This window comes from Neisseria canis (genome assembly GCF_900636765.1).
Classification (GTDB): Bacteria; Pseudomonadota; Gammaproteobacteria; order Burkholderiales; family Neisseriaceae; genus Neisseria; species Neisseria canis.
On the sequence record NZ_LR134313.1, the window covers coordinates 1,652,811 to 1,673,304 of the forward strand.

Sequence of the window (20,494 nt, forward strand, 5' to 3'; positions counted from 1 at the left end):
CAAAAGGGATTTGATAAGCTGTTGTTAAGTTGATTAACTATATATTTAAGATGCTCGGGTCAAGCCCGAGCATGACGGGTATTTTGGTTGTTCGGTTATATACCGCAATGCCTGTCTGAAACACTTTCAGACAGGCATTGTGATGTGCCGGTGTTTTAGGGTTGGCTGAATAGGTTGAATTGTTCGCGCAAGGTGTCGGCGAGGGCTTTTTGTTTTTCTTGGGGGGTGTTCAGGCCGCGGGTCAGGCCGCTGTAATTGAGGGTTACGGAAGGGTTGTCGACCGGGCCGCTGATGTTGAGCGGGATTTGCGCGGCTTCGCCGTTGGTGGTGCTGATGAGCATGTTTTCATTCATCAGCAGTTTGCTTAAGTCGAGGCTGCCGCTGCTGAGGATGTAGAAGCGGTCAGTGACCAGCTCGGCGTTTTGGTGGCTGCCGACGCCGTTTTGTATCAGGCTGTTGAGGGTGAAGCTGTTGAAAGGCGTGCTTTTGTTTTCGCTTTCGGTTTGGTCGAACGCGGCTTGTTTGAGGATGTTGTTGATGTCGATGCCGATCCAAGCGCCTTTTTGCAGCTTGAGGTTGAGCTTGCCGTTGAGATTTTGGGTAAGCTCGCGGCGGTTTTTGCCTTTGGTGGTGAAGTCGAACGATACGTCGCCGGTGCCTGCCAGGCTGTTGTAGCGCAATAGGTCGCGCATCAGCGGCAGCACTTGGATGCCTTTGGTTTGCTGTTGGAGATGGTAGGACAGGGTGTCTTTGTTTTCGATATGGAGGCTGCCCGTGGTGGTGCCGCCGTAAAGCTCTGCGCTGAAATCGGATAAGGTGATATTGCTGTTGTCGGCCTGCAGGCGCGTTTTGATGCGGTTCACTTCCAAATTGGGCAGCTGAAGGTTATCCAGCAGCAGCAGGGCGTTGATCTGTATGCGGTCGGAGCCGGTGAGAAACCGCGGGTAGCTGAAGCGGCTTTCGTTTTGCAGCTCTTTGAGATAGGGGGCGAAAGCCAGTTTGTTGAGGCCGGCTTCTGCTTGCAGTGTGCGGTTTTCCCGGGTGTAGGCGGCTTTCAGGCTGGCGCGTTGCCGGTCGAACAGGCCGCTCAGGAAAAGTTGCCAGTTGCCTTCGGGGCTGCCGCTCAGGTTGCCGGAAAGTGTGCTGATAAACCGCGGCCCGCCGTCGGTTTGGGCTTGGTCTTGGCGGGTGGTGATTTTTAAATCGGGCAGTTGCCAGCCTTGTGCGGCTTGCCATGAAACGGGCGAACTGATGTTGAGGGTGGCGGTTTTGCCGTGGGTGGTGCCGCCTGCGCTTAAGGTGGCCCGGCCTGCGTCGATTTGCGAAGGCGAGAGTTGTAAATTGTTGATGTTGAATGCGCCGCTCCACTCGGTTTCGTAGCGGCGGGCGTTGATGATGCTGTCGATGGCGCCGGCATGAAAGAGACCGTTTTTCCACTCGGCGGCGGGTATGGATGCGCTGATGTGGGTTTGGTAAAGCGGGCTGTGCAGATTGGCGGTGATTTTGTTGAGGCTGAGGGCGCGGTCGTGCCATTGTGCGCCTCCTGCGGCGGTGAGATTGACGGGGTTACCGCGGTATTCGGCAAAGGCAGCAATGCGCAAATCAGGCAGCCGCCAACCGTTCGGCGCGGCAAGGGCGGTGCCGCTGCCTTCCCAGCGGAGGTTTTTCAGATGGGCATTGTCGGCTTTGCCATTGATGGTAAAGCTGTGGCTTTGGCTGCCGTTGCTGGTGAACTTGAGATTGATTTCAGAGAGGTGGTGCTGTCTGGCCGGGGTAAGGATGTGCAGGCGCGCGTTTTCGACAATCAGGCGGTTGACACTAATCCCGGATTTTTTCCGGTTTTGCCAAAGCTCTTGCAGATTCCATTTGCCTTCGCTGTTTTGCTCCAATGTGATGTCGGCGCCGTTGATAACCCATTTTTCGATGCTGGGGTTGCCCAGCAGTGAAGACCAGGCCAGCCCGATGCGCATTTGGCCCAAGTGTACGTTTTGTGTGTGGCCGGTGCCGGAAAGGGTAACGTTGTTGAGGGTAACGGTGGGGCGGGGAAACCAGGTGCGGCCGATGTTTTTGTCGAAGCGCAGGGTTCTGCCGGTGCCGGCCAATGCGCTTGCTCCCGCTTGATGCAAACGCTCGGGGCTGAATACCGCTTGATGGAGCGCGATATACAGACCTGCCACGGTGACGGATAAGGCCATGCTGCCGAATGCGAGCAGTTTGAGCCAGAATTTGCCTGATTTTAGGCGGGAAACCATTGAATTTAGGATGAGGTGACGAAGCGGTAAGTATATAACAAATGCCTGTCTGAAAAATGGCGGATTATTTAAAAAATTGCTAACATGCGGCCAAGTGCTTTCGGAGAAGATTTATGATTATTGTGATGCAGAAACATGCTTTGCCGCAATCGGTGGCGGAAGTGGTGGCGTTTATCCGCTCGCGCGGGCTGGCGGAGCATGTGTCGGAAGGCGAGGAGCGCACGATTATTGGTGCGGTGGGAGACGAGCGGGTGTTTCAGCCGAACGAATTGGAGCGGTTGCCGCAGGTGGAACGTGCCATCAGGGTGCTGAACGACTGGCGCATCATCAGCCGTGAAACGCAGGCGCAAGACAGCGTGATTTCGGTGCGCGGCGTGGCGTTCGGCGCGGAGAAAGTGCTCAATATCACAACGGAACCCAATGCGCGCCCAACTGCGGATGCCGCGTATATCGACCCGTTTTCCGTGCCCGACACGCCGTATGCGGATACCGTTCGGTTTAATGAAAAAGAGCAGATTGCACAAATGCGCGAAGCGCTGCAAAGCTGCCACGGCAGGGGGCAGCCCGTGTTGGTGCGTATCCGTGATGTGCGCCAGATTGAGGCGGCTTTGGTGCATGAGGCCGATATTCTTTATCTGGGCGGCGAGCTGATGGCCAACCGCATGTTGCAGGATGAAGTGGGCAGGCTGAACACGCCTTTGGTGCTCTGCAAAGACAAACACCATCTTTACAATGAATGGCTGGTTGCCGCCGAACGGGTGGCGCTGAAGGGCAACCACCAGATTATTTTGGGCGAAGCGGGCACACTTAGTTTTGAGCCGGATTATCCGCACCGCTTGGATGTGGATGCGGTGGCGCGCGTGCGCGGTTTGAGCCACCTGCCTGTGTTGGCCAATATCTCGGGGCTGTGGCACAACGGCATGCCGCAGGAGGTTTTATACCGGCTGGCGGTGGCGGCCGGGGCGAATGCGGTAATCAGTTCGCTTTGATTTGGAAAAGTGAAATGCCTGTCTGAAAAAGTTTTCAGACAGGCATTGTTTTATGCGGGGGGTTGTGATTCCGCTTTAGGGCGGAAACTCGGTTTCAGCCGGATATACAGGGTGCGTTTGGCGATGGCAACGGTGTCGCCGTTTTTATCGAAAATGCGCACTTCATACTCAGGCAGATATTTTTCACCGTTTTTGGTGTGTTCGTACACATCGGCCAGCATTTCATCGGTTATGGTGCAGTCGATATACACTTCGCCGCGGCCGGGTTTGATGAAATCAATGTGCGCGGATTTGTCCCACACAAAATATTTGTTGCCGATCAGCCCGTTGAACATTACGGCATACACGGCATCGGTGAGCGCAAACAGGCTGCCGCCGAACTGTGCGCCGTGCAGGTTGCGCGTGCTCGGCCAATCACGCAGGCGGCTTTTGATGTGGCGGAAATCTTCCGACAATTCAGTGATGTGGATGCCGCTGAACAAAAGCGGCGGCCACAAATTGAGGATTTTCCGCGTAGTGGCGGCAGATTTGAACCGCCTTCTTATCTGTATCATAGTATGTTTTTAACAGGATTTGATGTCGGGTTTAATCTGTTGCCGCTTCAAAAAACTGGCGGGTTTGCTGTAAAACATTGTTGGCGGCATCAACCAGCGTTTTGCCCGCCGCACTGTGTTTGATAACGGCCAGATTCAGGCTGCCTTGCCCGGTTTTCGCAGTGTTGATGATGATGCCCGCATCTTCGCCTTCCAGCAGCACACCGATGCCGGCGGTTTCCTGTACGTCGGCTGCTAAAACGGCCAAACCGCGCTTCACTTGGCCGCGGTATTGCGCGCGTGCAATGATTTCCTGACCCGGATAACAGCCTTTTTTGAAGTGGACGCCGCCGATAATGTGCTGGTTGAGCATTTGCGCCACACAGGTTTCGGTGGTGGCTTCGCTGATCCACGGGTAGCCGCTTTGAATTTCATGCAGATTCCAAGCGTTTTCGGCTGCCGCATCGTAAACGGGCAATAAATCTGCTTGGCCGACCAACATCGCGCCGCCGTGCGGCAGGTTGATGCGGCTGATGCCGTTTTCGGCAGGCGCGGCAAAGGTAAGCTGCGGTTCCGAAGCGGGCTGTGGTGTGCTGTCGGCAAGTTCGGCAGCCACGGCAAAATCGGGCAGGGTTTCAAACACGACTTTGGCGCGCAACACAAACATCCGCAGGCGCTTGACGGTTTTTTCTACCAGATCGGCAGCCATCAGCAATAAGATGTCTTCACCGCGGTTGACAACCAGCATATTGGCAATCACGCGGCCTTTGGGCGTGTTGTAGGTGGCATAACAGGCTTGGTTTTCAGACAGGCCTTCAATATGGTTGGAGAGCTGGTTGTGAAGGAAAACGGCGCGGTCTTCACCGCTGACGCGGACAACGCCGAAAAAAGGGAGTGTACTTTGCATGAGGATTCCTTATTGATGCAGGGTATGTATTGTAGCGCTATATATTGTTGCTGCAACACTTAAAATCCAGAGATTTTATGAATAATTATGCCTGTCTGAAAAAGCTTTCAGACAGGCATTGTTTGATCCGTTTTGCCAGGCATGTTTCGATTTTGTTACCTGTTACTTCCGGTTCTGCGATTTCTCTGTCAGCATTGCACGCAAACCGGCCAGATTGCTCTTGCCTTCCTCTTTACTCACAATCGGTTCGCCGCCTTTTCTGCCGAGGATTTTCAAATCTTCCTGCGGCATTTCGTCGATAAAGCGGCTGGGGTCGGGAAACTGCCATGTGCCTTGCCGTTTGCGCTTCACACAGTGGGTGAGCGTGAGCTGGCGTTTGGCACGGGTGATGCCTACATACATCAAGCGCCGCTCTTCCTCGACGTTGCTCTCTTCGATACTGTCGGCGTGGGGCAGCATCCCTTCTTCGCAGCCTACGAGAAACACATACGGATATTCCAGACCTTTGGAGGCGTGCAGGGTGGAAAGTTTGACCGCATCTGTTTCTTCTTCGTTTTTGCCTTCGAGCAAAGTCATCAGGGCGATGGTTTGGGCGATTTCGATGATGTTTTTGCCGTCTTGCCCGCCTTTGCGCGCCAGCCAGTCGGTGAGGTCGGTAACGTTGCGCCATTTGATTTCGCCGGCTTTGCCTTCTTCGCTGCCGAGCAGATGGGCTTCGTAGGCGATGTCGGCCAGCAGGTTGTTGATGAGTTCGCCCGCGTCGTCGTGTTCGGCACGGGCGCGGTAATCTTCCATCAAGGCCATGAATTGTTGCAGGTGCTCGCGGTTTTGTGCGTTTAAGACGGCCTGTGCTTCGGGGTTTAACGCCGCTTCATACAGGCTGCATTCATGGCTGTGGGCATAGGCGTTGAGTTTGCCGAGCGTGGCTTCGCCGATGCCGCGTTTGGGCGTGGTAACGGCGCGTAAAAAGGCGGGGTCGTCGTTGGGGTTGGCGAGCAGGCGGATGTAGGACAATACGTCTTTGATTTCGGCCTTATCAAAAAAACTCTGGCCGCCTGAAAGCTGGTAAGGCACGCGTGCGCTGCGCAAGGCTTCTTCAAACACCCGCGCCTGATGGTTGCCGCGGTAGAGGACGGCGAAATCAGCGTATCGGGTTTTGTCGCCGCCCACCAGTTTTTGTTTCACGATTTGGCTCACCACCCATTCGGCTTCGTGCTGCTCGTGCTGGCAGGCGACGATTTTGATGTGTTCGCCCATGCCGAACTGCGACCACAGGGTTTTTTTAAACAGCTTGGGGTTGTTTTCAATCACCTTATTGGCCACTTTTAATATCCGCGCGGTGGAGCGGTAGTTTTGCTCCAGCTTGATTACCTTCATTTGCGGATAATCTTCCTGCATTTGGCGCAGGTTTTCCATGTTCGCGCCGCGCCATGCGTAGATGGATTGGTCGTCGTCGCCCACGGCAGTAAACATGCCTTCCGCGCCGGTGAGCAGCTTCATCAAGGTGTATTGGCAGGCGTTGGTGTCTTGGCATTCGTCTACCAGCAAATAGCGCAGGCGGTTTTGCCATTTGTGGCGCACTTCGCTGTTTTGCTGCAACAGCACGGCGGGCAGGCGGATTAAGTCGTCGAAATCGACGGCCTGATAGCTTTCCAGCGTGGCCTGATAGCCGGCATACACTTTCGCCATTTGGCTTTCCCACTCGTTGGAGGCCGTCTGAAGAATCTCTTCGGGCGTTTTCAAATCGTTTTTCCACAGGGAAATTTGGTGCTGGGCTTTAAACACCGCCTCTTTGCCGGTGCTGCCGAGCAGCTCGTTGATGATTTTGGCACTGTCGGTGCCGTCGAGAATGGAAAAGTTTTTCTTGTAGCCGATGTTGGCGGCTTCTTCACGCAAAATGCGCATACCGAGCGAGTGGAAAGTACAGATGGTCAGGCCGCGCGTTTGGCTTTTCGGCAGCATTTTGCCCACACGCTCCTGCATTTCTTTGGCGGCTTTGTTGGTAAACGTGATGGCGGCGATGTGGTGGGCGGGATAATTTACTTGGATAATCAGGTATTTGATTTTCTGGGTAATCACACCGGTTTTACCGCTGCCTGCACCTGCCAAAACGAGCAGCGGGCCGCCGAGATATTGCACGGCTTGTTGTTGCTGGGGGTTGAGTTTCATAGAGCGGTCATCAGGAAGAAATGCGGCGGAAATTATATCATTGTGCATTCATGCCTGTCTGAAATGCGGTTTCAGACAGGCATTTTATTGATTACAATATCCAGATATCCGTTTGAAAAAAGAAAGCGTCCAATTATGCAGAAAATCACTTTGGTTGCAGCCTGCGCCGAAAACGGCTGCATCGGTATCGACAACACCATGCCGTGGCACATTCCCGAAGACTTTGCTTTTTTTAAAGCCTACACTTCGGGCAAACCTGTGGTTATGGGGCGGAAAACTTGGGAGTCGCTGCCGAAAAAACCGCTGCCCGACCGCCGCAATATCGTGATTACGCGGCAGACGGATTATGCCGCCGAAGGTGCGGAAACAGCCGCTTCTTTGCAGGAAGCGCTTACAGCCTGCGCCGGTACGGAAGAAATCATCATTATGGGCGGCGCGCAGATTTATGCCGAATCCATGCCGCTTGCCACCGATTTGCGCATTACCGAAGTGAAGCTCAATGTGGCGGGCGACGCGTTTTTTCCGCCGATTGATCAAACCGTTTGGCAGGAAGCTGCGCGGGAAGAGCATGAAAGCAGCAAAGGCATAGCCTATGCTTTCGTGCACTACCGCCGAGCATGAATGCCTGTCTGAAAAATTGTTTACATTATGCAAAAGGATTTTAGGATGACACAACGATTCTTGTGCGCCGCCTTATTGGCCGCATCGCTCGCCGCTTGCAACGCAACCCAAAACAAAGAAGACGCGCAAACCCTGCACGCCCGGCTTGCCGAAGCAGAAACCGCCGCGCGGCTTTCCGCAGAAAATACCAAGCGTGTCGAAGGCATGTATTCCGATATTTACTTTGAACTCAACAGCTTGACCGTTGAAAATTTCGAAGCCAAAGTAAAGCGAGGCGACACGTTTTATGCCTATATCGGCCGCCCCAACTGCGGCGACTGCAACGCTTTCGAGCCGCTGCTCAAACGCTATGTCAGGCAGCATAAGCTGCAAAACAAGCTTTATTTTGTCAACGTGTACCGGCTGCACCAAGACAAAACCGCATGGGCTGCGTTTAAGCAGACTTACGGTTTGAGCGGCACGCCCGTGCTGGCGAAATACAGCAAAGGCAGGCAGGTGAACAAACTGGACTACGAAGACAACGGCGGCATTTCGGGCGACAACCTAGCGTCATGGCTCAAGCAGAACAAGCTCTAATCAGAAATGCCTGTCTGAAAAGGTTTCAGACAGGCATCAACCATCAAACCAAACAACTCATAAGGAGAAACCATGAGCGTTATCTTACAGTTCGATTTCGAACTGCCGCCCGAAGTGCTGGGCGACGCACTCACGGCCAGCGCGCAGGATTTGGCAAAATCCATCACGCAGGAGCCGGGTTTTATCGCAAAAATCTGGACGGAAAACCTGCAAACCGGCGATGCCGGCGGCCTGTATTTGTTTGAAGACGAAGCCAGCGCCTTAAAATATGCCGAAATGCACAGCGTCCGTGCCGTGCAGATGGGCGGCGTTAACCCGCGTTTTAAAATTTATACGGTCAACAAAACGCTCAGCGGCATCACTTCGGGCGACAAGTTTACCCGTATTTTGGCGGAATAACGGACAGGGTTGCCCATTGTTTATTATGAGCCTGCTGCTTATTGATTTGTTTTAAGTAATTGATTTAAAAAATAACAAATGTCTGTCTGAAAACTCTTTCAGACAGACATTTGTTGGCTTTACTGTGGCAAAAAATTATTTCTTATTATGGTTTCATCATGCCAGGTCTGGCTCCGGGGTCTCCTCACAAGTAACCGGAATTCGAGTTATTCCAATCAATCCCTATGTATAGTTAAAAAACTTAATTTTAGTAGCATTTCCGTCATACTCGGGCTTGACCCGAGTATCTCCTAAAGTTAGCGGAACTCAAGATACTCGGGTCAAGCCCGAGTATGACGAACGTACTATTTTTAAGTTGATCCACTATAGCGCAATGTTGTTTCAATTTTATTGGTTGCGGATGTTTTTGAGCATCAAGACCGATTTTAAAAATGATAATAGTTTTTGTAAAAACGAAAAATTATGTTAGTATTGATATAAATCAATAATGATTTTTAATACTATATAAATTAAAAAATATAGTAAGAAATTGTAAGTTAGATTCATAGCTCAAATTCTGTAATTTTTATTTGATAATCAATCCGAATGGAGACAAATATGAAATTCAAGCAACTGCCTTTAGTTGCGGCAGTGTTAGGTGCTCTATATCCTGCGTCGGCATTGGCTGACACTGTTCAAGCCCAAGAAGCCCCTGAAGTTGAGGTAAACAGCGTACAGGTTACCGGCGACCGTCAAGGTGCGAAAGTGAAAACCAATGTGGTTACTACCCGTTCGAAAGACGAAAGCACGGAAACCGATTTGCGCGGCCTGTTTAAAGACGAGCCTGCTATCGGTATCGGCGGGGGCAACGGTACTTCGCAATATCTGTATATCCGCAATATGGGTCAAAATTCGGTGGATGTAAAAGTCGACAATGCCTATTCCGACAGCCAAATCCACTACCACCAAGGCCGGCATATGCTTGATCCTGCTTTGGTAAAAATCGTATCCGTGCAAAAAGGTGCGGGCAGCGCATCGGCCGGTATCGGCCAAACCAACGGTGCGGTGATTGCGAAAACCTTAGACGCTCAAGATTTGCTGAAAAACAGTACAAACCCTAATTTCGGCTTCAAAGTAAACAGCGGTTACAACACCAACGACGGACACAACTACGGCCTGACGCTGTTCGGCAAACCCGGAGCGGTCGATTTCGTGCTTTCCGGTAACCGTGTTAAAGAAAGCAACTACAAAGGCGGTTCGGGTTACCGCAACGGCTTGGACGGCGGCAAGCGTGTGCCGTTTAGCGCATTGGACAAAACCGGCTATTTGGCCAAAATCGGTATCGATGCAGGCGAAGACCACCGTTTTGTATTGAGCCATCTGAACAACGAGCATAAAGGTGACCGTGTAGTACGTGAAGAATTTGCCATAGGCGGAGAAAGGCTCACATTGGCACGCCAAGCGCCTGCCAAACGTAAAATGAGCATCAACCAAACCAACCTCGAGTGGATGGGCAAAAATATGGGTTTTGCCCAATCGGCATCTGCCAATATCTACCGCTTGGAAAAAGGCCGCTGGTCTGTTGACGACAGCAGGAACGGTTATGCTGGCGGCGACAGTAACACGGAACCCACCAAAACCAAAATCGAAACGGTTGGCGGTAATGTTAATTTCGATTCGCATCTCAATGACCGCATTCTGCTGAAATACGGTGTCAATTACCGCACCCAGGAAGTGAAACCCGACCAGATTTTCCGTGCGGGCGTAACCAGGCAGAAGAAACAGGATGTCGGCGTTTATGCTGAAATGATTACCGATGTTGTTGAAGATTTAACGCTAACCACCGGTCTGCGCTACGACCACTTTAATTTCAAAGCGATGGACGGCAAAAAAGTCAGTGATGGCTCTGTCAGCCCGAGTTTGGGTGTGATATGGCAGGTTATCCCTGATTTGAGCCTCAGCGCGAGCCACAACTATGCCACCCGCAGCCCGCGTATGCACGACGGCATTATGGCGCACGGCAAACGCGGTGTGGTTTCCATTGCCGACAACACTAAAGCGGAGAGAGCCAGAAATACCGAAATCGGCTTCAACTACGACAACGGCACATTCGGCGCGGACGGCAGCTATTTTTGGCAAAATATCGGCAACGCATTGGGTACGAGCACAGGCCGCAACAACCACTTGTGCGATGCGCCGACACCGCGAAATCCTAACGAATGCTATTCTGAAATCATTAATGCCGGCAAAGTTAAAAACTCCGGTTATGAGTTGGGTGCATCGTTCCGCAAAGGGGGCTGGACGGCACGCTTGGGCGTGGCCTACAGTAAGCCGAAATTCTACGGCGAGCGTTTGAGTGCAAATCCCGAATACGCCATGCGTATAGGCCGCACTTGGACAGGTTCGCTTGCCTACCGTTTCGACAACCCCGACTTGGAAATCGGCGTACACCACCGCCAAGTTGAAGGTGTGAAGAAAGAAGACAACTATATCTTGGTCAATCGAGAGGTTACACCTGCCGACACCGGCAAAAAAGCTTACGGCGTAACCGATATTTCCGCCAACTGGAAACCGCTCAAAAACGACAAGATGAATGTAAACTTCGCCGTGAACAATGTCTTCAACAAAAATTATATTCCGCACGCCCAACGAAGCGATTTGCCCGGTGCAGGGCGCGAATACCGCGTAGGTTTGAATTACACCTTCTGATGAGTTTGCCAAACCGTCAAGAAACATTGGATTTGGCATATGGAGAAGCAACTTAAAATAGCACATTTGTCATACTCGGGCCTGCACCAAGTAGCTTGAGTTACAGTAACTTTAGAAGATATTCGGGTCAGACCGGAGCATGACGGTGTTGTTATTATTTTAAGTCGATTCATTATAGAGGCTGCTCGAAAAACATTTTCAGGCGGCCTCTTCATATTATTTGTGATAAAAAATGCCTGTCTGAAAACGGTTTCAGACAGGCATTTCGACAATCCATTACGCTATTGGGTGTGTTTGCCTTCGGCCTTATCGCGTAACACACGGCGCAGGATTTTGCCCACGTTGGACTTGGGCAGCTCTTCCCAAAATTCAATATCGCGCGGCACTTTGTAGGGCGTGAGCAGGCTGCGGCAATAGGCGATAAGCTCTTCTTTATTCAGCGATTCGTCTTTTTTCACCACAAACAGCTTCAATGCCTCGCCCGTTTTCTCGCTGCTCACGCCGATGCAGGCGGCTTCGGTTACTTTCGGATGGCCGGTTACCACATCTTCCACTTCGTTCGGGTACACATTAAATCCCGACACCACAATCAAATCTTTTTTGCGGTCTACGATTTTCAGCCAGCCTTTTTCATCCATCACGGCAATGTCGCCGGTTTCCAGAAAACCGCGCGTATCAATCACTTTGGCGGTTTCTTCGGGGCTGTTCCAATAGCCTTGCATAACTTGCGGCCCGCGTATCCATAATTCTCCGGCTTCGCCTTGGGCCACTTCGCTGCCGTCGGCGGCGCGCAATTCAACTTCCGTGCTGGGCAAAGGCAGCCCGATGGTGCCGGTGTATTCTTTGATATTCAAAGGGTTGCAACACACGCCCGGGCTGGCTTCGGTGAGGCCGTAGGCTTCGACAATCGGCGTGCCGGTGATGTTTTTCCATTTTTCGGCCACGGGTTTTTGGGTGGCCATGCCGCCGGCGAGAGTGAGCTTGAGGGCGGAAAAGTCGATTTCGGCCAGTTCGGGGCGGTTGACCATGGCGTTAAACAAGGTGTTTACGCCGATGAATACGCTGATTTTTTCTTTTTTCAATTCGCCCATGAAGCCTTTCATGTCGCGCGGATTGGTAATCAGCAGGATTTTGGCACCGGCTTGGGTGAAGATCATCAAATTAATGGTTAAGGCCAAGATGTGATACAGCGGCAGCGCGGCAATCACGATTTCTTTGCCGGGTTCCAACAGGTTTTTAATCCACTCGGCGGCCTGCTGCATATTGGCGCAGATGTTGCCGTGGGTGAGGATGGCACCTTTGGCCACGCCGGTGGTGCCGCCGGTGTATTGCAGAAAGGCGGTGTCGTCGCGGGTAAGGGTAATCGGCGTGAACGGATGCGCCGCGCCTTGTTTTAAGGCCGTCTGAAAAGGAATGATGTTGGCGATGCGGTATTCGGGCACCATTTTTTTGACTTTGCGTACCACAAAGTTCATCAATTTGCCTTTCAGCCCGAACATGTCGCCGACGGTGGCGACAATCACGTTTTTCACTTTGGTGCGCGGCAAAACCAGTTCCAGCGTGTTGGCGAAATTTTCCAGCACCACGATGGTGGTCGCGCCGCTGTCGTTGAGTTGGTGTTCAAGCTCGCGCGGGGTGTAAAGCGGATTGGTGTTGACCACAATCATGCCTGCTTTCAAGGCACCGAAAAGGGCGATGGGGTATTGCAGCAGGTTGGGCATCATGATGGCAACGCGTTCGCCGCGCGGCAGTTTGAGGGTGTTTTGCAGAAACGAAGCAAAATCGGTAATCAGCTTGGACGTTTCGCCGTAAGTGAGGGTTTTGCCCATGTTTTGAAAAGCGGGCAGATGGCTGTGTTTGCCGGCGCTTTCTTGAAACACTTCGATAATCGAGTTGTAGCGTTCGATGTCGATTTCGGCATGGATGCCTTGTTCGTAACTTTGGAGCCAGATCTTTTCCATAAAGTGAGTTTCCTTGTTGTGAGGCCGTCTGAAAATCAGGTTGGCTTTTCAGACGGCCCTGTAAAATTATTTCTATTCGGCAGCATTTTTCAGCAATGTCCAGCCCATGATACCCAGCAGTACACCAGCCGCTTTATCCACATAAAAGGCCAGCTTGGCAAACCATTGGCGTACGTTTTGTTGCGAGAGTACAAAAATAATCATGGCATCCCAAGCAAACACGAGAACGGTCATCCATACGCCCAAGCCGAGTTTCAAGGCCGTACTGGTTTCAGGGGTAAGTACCACGGAAAACAGGCTGAGATAAAAGACGATGTTTTTAGGGTTAGATAAACCTGAAGCCATGCCGAGCAGAAATTCTTTGAAAAAAGAAGGAGTATTTTTGTCTGAGCCGGCTTGTTGTCCGGGACGATTGAGAAAAGCATAATCGCTGCGACGGGCTTTTAAGGCGTGAAAGGCAATATACATCAGAAACAGGCCGCCGATGACTTTCAGCGTGGTCATCAGCCACAAAGAGTGGGCCAGCATGGAGGCGACACCGATAATGCACAAAGTAATATACAGCCCGTTGGCAAGAGCAATGCCTAATGCTACGCCAAGTGCGCGACGGCGGCTGTTGCGGAATGCGCTGCGGACCACCAATAGAAAATCAGGGCCGGGGCTGATTAAAGCCAAAAAGTGAGCGACAACAACCGTTAAGATAGTGGGTATCAGAGTCTCCATAACCGTTTCTCCTTTAAATAAACACCTTGCAAAGTGTGAGGCCGTCTGAAAATCAGGTTGGCTTTTCAGACGGCCTGACTGTTATTGTGTAATGATAACGGGTTTGTCGGTAGCCGTAATGATGCCGCCGCCCAAGCATACGTCGCCGTCGTAGAGTACGGCGGATTGGCCGGGGGTAACGGCCCATTGCGGTTCGTCGAACAGCAGCTCGGCCGTTTCGTTGTCGATGTAGCGCAGTTCGCACGGCGCATCGGCCATGCGGTAGCGGGTTTTGCAGGTATACCTGCCGGGTTTGGGGCGCTCGGGCAGAGTGAAGCTCAAATCGTTCATCGTCAGGCTTTGGGTGTAGAGCAGGGGATGGTCATGGCCTTGCACCACGATTAATTCGTTGCTGGTCAAATCTTTGCCGGCCACAAACCACGGCTCGCCCGCGCCGCCGATGCCCAAGCCTTTGCGCTGGCCTATGGTGTAAAACATCAGGCCGACGTGTTCGCCCACTTTTTTGCCTTCGGGCGTAACCATGTTGCCGTTATTGGTGGGCAGGTATTTTTGCAGAAACTCGCGAAACGGGCGCTCGCCGATAAAGCAGATGCCTGTGCTGTCTTTTTTGGCGGCGGTCGGCAGCTTGGCTTCGGCAGCCAAGCGGCGAACTTCGGGCTTTTCCAAATCGCCCAGCGGGAAAATGGCGCGTGCCAGCTGGTGCGGTTGCAGGCGGTAGAGGAAATAGCTTTGGTCTTTGTTGACATCTAATCCTTTGAGCAGGTAATGCACGCCGTTGCGCACTTCTTTGCGCGCATAATGGCCGGTGGCAATCACGTCTGCGCCTTGTTTGATGGCGTAGTCGAGAAAGCATTTGAATTTGATTTCGGCATTGCACAATACATCAGGGTTCGGCGTGCGGCCTGCTTGGTATTCCTGCAGGAAATAGGCGAATACTTTGTCTTTGTATTGGGCGGCGAAATTCACGATGTCGATGTCGATGCCCACGATGTCGGCCACGGCGATGGCGTCGAACGAATCCTGCTTGATGCTGCAATATTCGTCGCTGTCGTCGTCTTCCCAGTTTTGCATAAACACGCCGCGCACCTGATGACCCTGCTGCTTGAGCAGGTAGGCGGTTACGGAAGAATCAACGCCGCCGGATAAACCGACGATGATATTTTGCGGAGCGTGGGAAATGTTCATTGTGAAAATATGGGGAATCATGCTGAATTGGAAAGAGGCGTAACTTTAACATATTTTTCAGACAGGCATGGCCGGATAAAAAACCGGCGTTTTGCTTAAGCCAACGCCGGTTCGTTTTAAGAAGCTTCCGCCCGAATCTGTTTTAAAAAGCGGCGGGTGCGCTCGTGTTGCGGGTGCTCGAACAAATCTTTCGGTTTGCCTTGTTCGACAATCACGCCGCCGTCCATTACCACCACGATGTCGGCCACTTCCATAGCAAACTTGATTTCGTGTGTAACCACCACCATCGTCCAGCCTTCGCGCGCCAGCTCTTTCATGGTGTTTAACACTTCCTGAACAAGCTCGGGGTCAAGTGCGGAGGTCGGCTCGTCAAACAGCATTAATTCGGGGCGGATGGCCAAAGCGCGGGCAATGCCTACGCGCTGCTGCTGGCCGCCGGAAAGCTGGAAAGGATAAAGCTCGGTTTTGTCGCCCAAGCCCACTTTTTCCAAAAGCTTCACTGCTTCCCCGCGCGCTTGGTCTGCCGATTTGCCTTGCACGGCCACCGGCCCTTCCATCACATTTTCCAGCGCGGTTTTGTGGGGGAAAAGATTGTATTGCTGAAACACCATGCCGGATTTCCGGCGCAGCGCGAGGATGTCTTTTTTGCCCGGTTTTTTGCCGAAATCGATATTGAGCGGTGTTTCATTATCGAATTTCACCGTGCCGGCTTCCGGCATTTCCAGCGCATTGAGGCAGCGCAGAAATGTGGTTTTCCCGGAGCCGGAAGGCCCGAGAATCACCACAACTTGGCCTTTGGCAATGTTTAAATCAATGCCGCGCAAAATGGTGTTTTGGCCGAATGTTTTTTGAATATTGCGGATTTCTATCATAGCGGCTCCTTATTTCGCCACATAGCGGTCGAGGCGTTTTTCCATTTTGCCCTGCATGTGCGTGAGCACGGTGCAGATTACCCAATAAATCAAACCGGCTTCGGTGTAGATCAGGATGAATTCGTAATTGCGCGCCACAATTACTTGCGAGGCTTTCATCAATTCGGGAATCAGCACCAGTGAAGCCAGCGAGGTTTCTTTTACCAAGCCGACAAAGGTGTTCGACAAAGGCGGCACGGCCACGCGCAAAGCCTGCGGCAGCACGATGCGGCGGAAGGTCTGCATATAGGTCATGCCGATGGAAAAACCGGCTTCCCATTGCCCTTTGGGAATCGACAAAATGGCAGAGCGCACGGTTTCGGAAGCATAGGCGCCGATATTGAGCGAAAACGCGATAATGGCTGTGGGCACGGGATCGAGCTTGAGGCCGATTTCAGGCAGGCCGTAGAAAATGATAAAAAGCTGAAGCAGCAGCGGCGTGCCGCGGATAACCGACACATAAAAACGGGCCACACCGTAGAAAAACCTGTGCACCATGCCTTCCTGCGGCACCACACGGATCAGCGCCACAGCCAATGCAATCAGCAAACCTATGATAAATGAAACGATAGAAAGCGGAATGGTATAAACCAAAGCCGCTTTCAATAAAGGCCAAAATGCGTTGATAACGATTTGGGCCTTCGCCTCATTCATAAACGGCAGAGCCGCCAGAATATTATTTAACACTTATGTCTTCACCAAAAAATTGTTCGCTCAGCTTTTTCAACGTGCCGTCTTTTTGCAGCTCAACCATCGCTTCGTTCACTTTGGCTACCGCAGCATCTTCGCCTTTGCGGAAAATCAGGCCGGAACCGCGCAATTCTCCGGCATCGGCAACCAGTTTGATTTCCAAGCCGCTGTCGGTATGTTTTTTCAGATAGTCTAACATGGCCAGATGGTCGTTTAAGGTTAAATCGACGCGTTTTTGTTTGACCAGCTCAATCGCTTGCGCCATGCCGTCTACACCGGTGATTTTTGCACCGTATTTCTCGGCCATTTCGCGGTAGTTGCTGGTTAACGATTGGGCGGCATCCAAGCCTTTGATGTCGGCCCACGATTTAACGCGCGCATCGTCTTTACGCGCCAATGCGGCCGGGCCGCTCCAGCTGTACGGCTCGGATTTGTCGTATTTGGCCTGACGCTCGGGGGTGGTAAGGCTCACTTGGTTGGCGACTATATCGAAACGTTTGGCATCCAAACCGGCCAGCATGGCATCCCATTGGGTTTCTTTGAAATCCACTTTTACACCCAGTTTTTCGGCCACCGCGCGGGTAACTTCCACATCGTAGCCGGTGAGCTTGCCGCTTTCATCGTGGTAGGTAAAAGGTGCGTAAGTGCCTTCGGTGCCCACAGTGATGGTGCCTTTGCCGTTGATGCGGTCGATTAAAGGCGCATCCGCGCCCACTTGGGTGCCTGAAGCGGCCCGGTTGGTGTCGCTTTTACCGCAGGCGCCCAATGCCAAGGCAACAGTTGCTGCCAGTGCGAATTGTTTTAACATGTGTATTCTCCAGTTTCGGTAAGACGGTTTCGTCGATAAACGTAATTTTACGCTAAGCGGTTTGCGGCTACAAAGCACGCTTGGTTCTATGGCATAGAACCATTAATTCTAATGCCTGTCTGAAAATGTTTTGCGGATTTTCAGACAGGCATTGGCATATTCAAACAAACGGCAGATTATTTGCGCTTTTTTAACGTTTTGATGCGCAATCAATATTCAACGCGCCATTCCACTTCGCCGCCCGCGCGCATGGGCACAAGTTCGCCGTCACCGAAAGGAACGCTTTCGGGCACACGGCCAGGCTGTTTGACCAGGGTAATCGTGCGCGGATTTTCAGACAGGCCGTAGAAACGGGCGCCGTTTTTCGAAGCAAAGGCTTCCAGCTTGTCGAGTGCGCCGGCTTTTTCAAACACTTCCGCATAAAACTCAATCGCATTGATGGCGCTGAACATGCCTGCGCAGCCGCAAGCGTTTTCTTTGGCGTGTTTCGGATGCGGCGCGGAATCGGTGCCGAGGAAAAATTTGTGCGATTGGTCGCCGGTAACGGCGGCAACCAAAGCGGCGCGGTGGGTTTCGCGTTTCAATACCGGCAGGCAGTAATGGTGCGGGCGCACGCCGCCCACCAATAAATCGTTGCGGTTGAGCAGTAAATGCTGCGGCGTAACGGTGGCGGCCACGTTGTCGCCCGCTTCGCACACCAACTTGGCCGCATCGGCGGTGGTGATGTGTTCAAACACTACCTTCAGCCCCGGCACTTTCGCCAACACGGGCTTCATCACGCGCTCGATAAACACCGCTTCGCGGTCGAAAATGTCGATATCGGGATCGGTTACTTCGCCGTGTACCAAAAACAGGATGCCTTCTTCCGCCATTGCTTCCAACACGGGAATCAGCTTGAATAAATCGGTTACGCCGGAATCGGAGTTGGTGGTTGCGCCGGCAGGGTAGAGTTTGAACGCCACAATGCCTGCCGCTTTGGCTTCGCGCACGGTTTCCGGTGTGGTGTTGTCGGTGAGGTAAAGCGACATTAGAGGCTCGAACGGCAAACCTTCCGGCACGGCATCGAGAATCTGCTGTTTGTAGGCCAGCGCCTGCGCCACGGTGGTAACCGGCGGCTTGAGGTTGGGCATAATCAGCGCACGCCCCATTTGGCGGGCGGTGTAGGGCACTACGGATTTCAACGCGGCGCCGTCGCGCACATGCAGGTGGAAATCGTCGGGCTGGATAATGGTGAGGGTTTGCATGGTGTTCCTTTGCTTGAATGGAGGTTTCAGACAGGCATATGCCTGTCTGAAAAAGTTATTTGTGTTTCAAAACCAGCTTGAACACGCCGCCGTCTAAGGTTTCAGAGGCCAAAAGCGTGTGGCCGGTTTGTTTGCAGAAGGCAGCAAAATCATCGGGTGCGCCGGCATCGGTGGCCAATATAGTGAGTTCGTCGCCTGTTTCCAAAGCCGCCAGCGCTTTTTTGGCTCTCAAAATCGGCAGCGGGCATTTCATGCCGGTTACGTCCAGGGTTTGTTGGGTCATGGTAAGCTTCCTTTTCTCTTATCCTGACATTATAGCTTGTTTCGCCGCGGCGTTTAAGAATGCTACAATGCCGCTTTCTGTTTGATTTCCCGCAAGGAAAACGATATGCAACGCTGGATTCTTTTGTTGGCTTTGGCCGCACCCGCTGTTTTTGCACAGTCGCGTACCGAAAAAGATACGCTGGTTAACACGCGCTATGTCGAGCGCAATCCGCACGAAGCCGACACGCAGTTTCAGGAAGCGGAGCTGGCATTGCCGCCCATGCCGGGCAAAGACGCGCAATGGTTTGATCTTTATATCAAGCCCGATTTTCCGCAGCAGCCGCAAATCGATTTAAACAGCATCATGCTGGCGCCGGATAATACCGTGCGCTATGTGTTGAATATCCGTTCGGCGCGCGGGCATGATAATTTGAGCGCAGAAGCGCTTTATTGCTCCGAGTCTGCTTTCAGTGCCAAGAAAAAATCGTCTTATAAAGTGTACGGCTACGGCGATCCGGTGAATAACCGCTGGATACGGCCGCGCAATGCCCAATGGAAGGAAATCGGTGCCATTCTCAACACTGCCGATCCGATACGCGGTGTGTTGTACCGCGCTTTCTGTGAAGACGGCCTGCCGGGCAGCAAAGAAAAACTGGTACAGCGCCTGAAAGAACGCTCGGGTACGCAATCCAAATTCCATTGGACCAAATAAACCCTGCTTTTGATGGACGCCCATTTTCTTTTTCTGCTGCTTATCGGCTTTTTGGCCGGTTTGATGGATGCGGCGGTAGGCGGCGGCGGGCTGCTTCAGATTCCCGCGCTGTTTAACACGTTTCCAGCCGCCGCTCCGGCTTCGGTTTTGGGCGTGAACAAATTTGCTTCCGTTTGCGGCACGTTCACCGCAGGTGTGCAATTCGTTCGCAAAATCCGCGTTCCGTGGCAAATGCTGTTGCCGGCCGCTTTGCTGGCTTATATTTTTTCCTATATCGGGGCAGGGTTGACCAGCCATATTCCCGTGCATTATATGAAGCCCGCCATGCTGGTGGTGATGGCGGTAATGTTTGTGTACACATTTTTCAAAAAAAGCCTGGGGCAGGTTGTGCGCAGCAGCTCTCTTACCCGAAAAGAATATGCACTCGGCCTGTTTTTCGGTGCGCTTATCGGTTTTTACGACGGTATTTTCGGCCCCGGCACGGGCAGCTTGTTGGCTTTTGTATTTGTGCGCTTTTTCTCGTTCGACTTCATCACGGCCACCGCTTCTTCCAAAGTTATCAACATCACCACCAATCTTGCAGCGCTGAGTTTTTTTATTCCGAACGGCCACATGGTTTGGGCATGGGCGCTGCCGTTGGCCATGGCTAATTTGTGCGGCAGTATTTTCGGAACACACTTGGCTATTAAAGGCGGAACACGGTTTTTACGTTATGGTTTTATGATGTTACTGTTGCTTTTAATTGGAAAGTTCGGTTGGGATGTAATGAGGGTTTATCTGACTGTGGTATAAGGAAAGCCTGTCTGAAATCATTTCAGACAGGCCTCAATCTTTATTAACGCTTCATAATTAATTCCTGTAA

19 protein-coding genes are annotated in these 20,494 nt (G+C 52.2%); 7 read left to right on the forward strand and 12 right to left on the reverse strand.

What is annotated here, in order from left to right:
* Positions 1–155: 155 nt before the first annotated feature.
* The gene (locus EL143_RS07745; protein ID WP_085415992.1) at positions 156–2,252 is read right to left on the reverse strand and encodes an AsmA family protein; all 2,097 of its coding nucleotides are present in this window, start codon (positions 2,250–2,252) and stop codon (positions 156–158) included.
* 113 nt (positions 2,253–2,365) lie between these two features.
* Between EL143_RS07745 and EL143_RS07750 the strand changes: the two genes are divergently transcribed.
* A complete protein-coding gene (locus EL143_RS07750) occupies positions 2,366–3,241 on the forward strand; it encodes a chorismate mutase (protein ID WP_085415990.1) in 876 nt (291 codons plus the stop codon).
* Between the two features lie 50 nt (positions 3,242–3,291).
* Here EL143_RS07750 and EL143_RS07755 read toward each other — a convergent pair whose 3' ends face one another.
* The 3 genes from EL143_RS07755 to rep form a co-directional block, all read right to left on the reverse strand.
* Positions 3,292–3,795, reverse strand: a complete 504-nt coding sequence (locus EL143_RS07755; protein WP_085415988.1) for a PaaI family thioesterase — start codon at positions 3,793–3,795, stop codon at positions 3,292–3,294.
* Positions 3,796–3,826: 31 nt separating this feature from the next.
* On the reverse strand, positions 3,827–4,681 hold the full coding sequence (gene ygfZ / locus EL143_RS07760; RefSeq protein WP_085415986.1) for a CAF17-like 4Fe-4S cluster assembly/insertion protein YgfZ: 855 nt from the start codon (positions 4,679–4,681) through the stop codon (positions 3,827–3,829).
* A 162-nt stretch (positions 4,682–4,843) separates the two neighbouring features.
* Entirely contained in the window at positions 4,844–6,850 is a 2,007-nt protein-coding gene (rep, locus tag EL143_RS07765; RefSeq protein WP_085416006.1) for a DNA helicase Rep, read from the reverse strand.
* A gap of 135 nt (positions 6,851–6,985) precedes the next feature.
* Here rep and EL143_RS07770 point away from each other — a divergent pair, with 135 nt between their 5' ends.
* The 4 genes from EL143_RS07770 to EL143_RS07785 all read left to right on the forward strand — a co-directional run bounded on the left by EL143_RS07770 (position 6,986) and on the right by EL143_RS07785 (position 11,134).
* The gene (locus tag EL143_RS07770; protein ID WP_085415984.1) at positions 6,986–7,471 is read left to right on the forward strand and encodes a dihydrofolate reductase; all 486 of its coding nucleotides are present in this window, start codon (positions 6,986–6,988) and stop codon (positions 7,469–7,471) included.
* Positions 7,472–7,516: 45 nt separating this feature from the next.
* Positions 7,517–8,047 (forward strand): thioredoxin family protein, encoded by a 531-nt coding sequence (locus EL143_RS07775; protein ID WP_169709810.1) that lies wholly within the window; start codon positions 7,517–7,519, stop codon positions 8,045–8,047.
* A 72-nt stretch (positions 8,048–8,119) separates the two neighbouring features.
* Entirely contained in the window at positions 8,120–8,446 is a 327-nt protein-coding gene (locus EL143_RS07780; protein WP_085415980.1) for a YdhR family protein, read from the forward strand.
* Positions 8,447–9,043: 597 nt separating this feature from the next.
* A complete protein-coding gene (locus EL143_RS07785) occupies positions 9,044–11,134 on the forward strand; it encodes a TonB-dependent receptor domain-containing protein (RefSeq protein ID WP_085415978.1) in 2,091 nt (696 codons plus the stop codon).
* Between the two features lie 281 nt (positions 11,135–11,415).
* Here EL143_RS07785 and EL143_RS07790 read toward each other — a convergent pair whose 3' ends face one another.
* The 8 genes from EL143_RS07790 to EL143_RS07825 all read right to left on the reverse strand — a co-directional run bounded on the left by EL143_RS07790 (position 11,416) and on the right by EL143_RS07825 (position 18,939).
* Positions 11,416–13,095, reverse strand: coding sequence for an AMP-binding protein (locus EL143_RS07790; RefSeq protein WP_085415976.1), 1,680 nt, complete (start codon positions 13,093–13,095; stop codon positions 11,416–11,418).
* Between the two features lie 72 nt (positions 13,096–13,167).
* Positions 13,168–13,818: a LysE family translocator gene (locus tag EL143_RS07795; RefSeq protein WP_085415974.1), complete on the reverse strand. Its 651-nt coding sequence runs from the start codon at positions 13,816–13,818 to the stop codon at positions 13,168–13,170.
* Between the two features lie 81 nt (positions 13,819–13,899).
* On the reverse strand, positions 13,900–15,003 hold the full coding sequence (mnmA, locus tag EL143_RS07800) for a tRNA 2-thiouridine(34) synthase MnmA (RefSeq protein ID WP_085415972.1): 1,104 nt from the start codon (positions 15,001–15,003) through the stop codon (positions 13,900–13,902).
* Positions 15,004–15,119: 116 nt separating this feature from the next.
* Positions 15,120–15,875: an amino acid ABC transporter ATP-binding protein gene (locus EL143_RS07805; protein WP_009116432.1), complete on the reverse strand. Its 756-nt coding sequence runs from the start codon at positions 15,873–15,875 to the stop codon at positions 15,120–15,122.
* A gap of 9 nt (positions 15,876–15,884) precedes the next feature.
* A complete protein-coding gene (locus EL143_RS07810; protein WP_197719586.1) occupies positions 15,885–16,601 on the reverse strand; it encodes an amino acid ABC transporter permease in 717 nt (238 codons plus the stop codon).
* A complete protein-coding gene (locus EL143_RS07815; RefSeq protein WP_085415971.1) occupies positions 16,591–17,412 on the reverse strand; it encodes an amino acid ABC transporter substrate-binding protein in 822 nt (273 codons plus the stop codon). Before EL143_RS07815 ends, EL143_RS07810 begins: the two co-directional genes overlap by 11 nt.
* Before the next feature lie 209 nt (positions 17,413–17,621).
* Positions 17,622–18,656, reverse strand: a complete 1,035-nt coding sequence (pyrC, locus tag EL143_RS07820) for a dihydroorotase (protein ID WP_085415969.1) — start codon at positions 18,654–18,656, stop codon at positions 17,622–17,624.
* A 55-nt stretch (positions 18,657–18,711) separates the two neighbouring features.
* Positions 18,712–18,939 (reverse strand): sulfurtransferase TusA family protein, encoded by a 228-nt coding sequence (locus tag EL143_RS07825; RefSeq protein ID WP_085415967.1) that lies wholly within the window; start codon positions 18,937–18,939, stop codon positions 18,712–18,714.
* Between the two features lie 105 nt (positions 18,940–19,044).
* Between EL143_RS07825 and EL143_RS07830 the strand changes: the two genes are divergently transcribed.
* Entirely contained in the window at positions 19,045–19,632 is a 588-nt protein-coding gene (locus EL143_RS07830) for a CNP1-like family protein (protein WP_085415965.1), read from the forward strand.
* A gap of 12 nt (positions 19,633–19,644) precedes the next feature.
* Complete coding sequence (locus EL143_RS07835; RefSeq protein ID WP_085415963.1) at positions 19,645–20,424, forward strand: sulfite exporter TauE/SafE family protein; 780 nt, start codon at positions 19,645–19,647, stop codon at positions 20,422–20,424.
* Positions 20,425–20,494: the final 70 nt, after the last annotated feature.

Bases quoted from the DNA above. Each gene is read 5' to 3' on its own strand.
- EL143_RS07835 (WP_085415963.1), top strand. From the start codon at position 19,645: ATGGACGCCCATTTTCTTTTTCTGCTGCTTATCGGCTTTTTGGCCGGT.
- EL143_RS07815 (WP_085415971.1), bottom strand. From the start codon at position 17,412: ATGTTAAAACAATTCGCACTGGCAGCAACTGTTGCCTTGGCATTGGGC.
- EL143_RS07780 (WP_085415980.1), top strand. From the start codon at position 8,120: ATGAGCGTTATCTTACAGTTCGATTTCGAACTGCCGCCCGAAGTGCTG.
- pyrC (WP_085415969.1), bottom strand. From the start codon at position 18,656: ATGCAAACCCTCACCATTATCCAGCCCGACGATTTCCACCTGCATGTG.
- EL143_RS07770 (WP_085415984.1), top strand. From the start codon at position 6,986: ATGCAGAAAATCACTTTGGTTGCAGCCTGCGCCGAAAACGGCTGCATC.
- EL143_RS07790 (WP_085415976.1), bottom strand. From the start codon at position 13,095: ATGGAAAAGATCTGGCTCCAAAGTTACGAACAAGGCATCCATGCCGAA.
- EL143_RS07785 (WP_085415978.1), top strand. From the start codon at position 9,044: ATGAAATTCAAGCAACTGCCTTTAGTTGCGGCAGTGTTAGGTGCTCTA.
- EL143_RS07750 (WP_085415990.1), top strand. From the start codon at position 2,366: ATGATTATTGTGATGCAGAAACATGCTTTGCCGCAATCGGTGGCGGAA.
- rep (WP_085416006.1), bottom strand. From the start codon at position 6,850: ATGAAACTCAACCCCCAGCAACAACAAGCCGTGCAATATCTCGGCGGC.
- ygfZ (WP_085415986.1), bottom strand. From the start codon at position 4,681: ATGCAAAGTACACTCCCTTTTTTCGGCGTTGTCCGCGTCAGCGGTGAA.
- EL143_RS07830 (WP_085415965.1), top strand. From the start codon at position 19,045: ATGCAACGCTGGATTCTTTTGTTGGCTTTGGCCGCACCCGCTGTTTTT.
- EL143_RS07775 (WP_169709810.1), top strand. From the start codon at position 7,517: ATGACACAACGATTCTTGTGCGCCGCCTTATTGGCCGCATCGCTCGCC.
- EL143_RS07805 (WP_009116432.1), bottom strand. From the start codon at position 15,875: ATGATAGAAATCCGCAATATTCAAAAAACATTCGGCCAAAACACCATT.
- EL143_RS07795 (WP_085415974.1), bottom strand. From the start codon at position 13,818: ATGGAGACTCTGATACCCACTATCTTAACGGTTGTTGTCGCTCACTTT.
- EL143_RS07745 (WP_085415992.1), bottom strand. From the start codon at position 2,252: ATGGTTTCCCGCCTAAAATCAGGCAAATTCTGGCTCAAACTGCTCGCA.
- EL143_RS07755 (WP_085415988.1), bottom strand. From the start codon at position 3,795: ATGATACAGATAAGAAGGCGGTTCAAATCTGCCGCCACTACGCGGAAA.
- mnmA (WP_085415972.1), bottom strand. From the start codon at position 15,003: ATGAACATTTCCCACGCTCCGCAAAATATCATCGTCGGTTTATCCGGC.
- EL143_RS07825 (WP_085415967.1), bottom strand. From the start codon at position 18,939: ATGACCCAACAAACCCTGGACGTAACCGGCATGAAATGCCCGCTGCCG.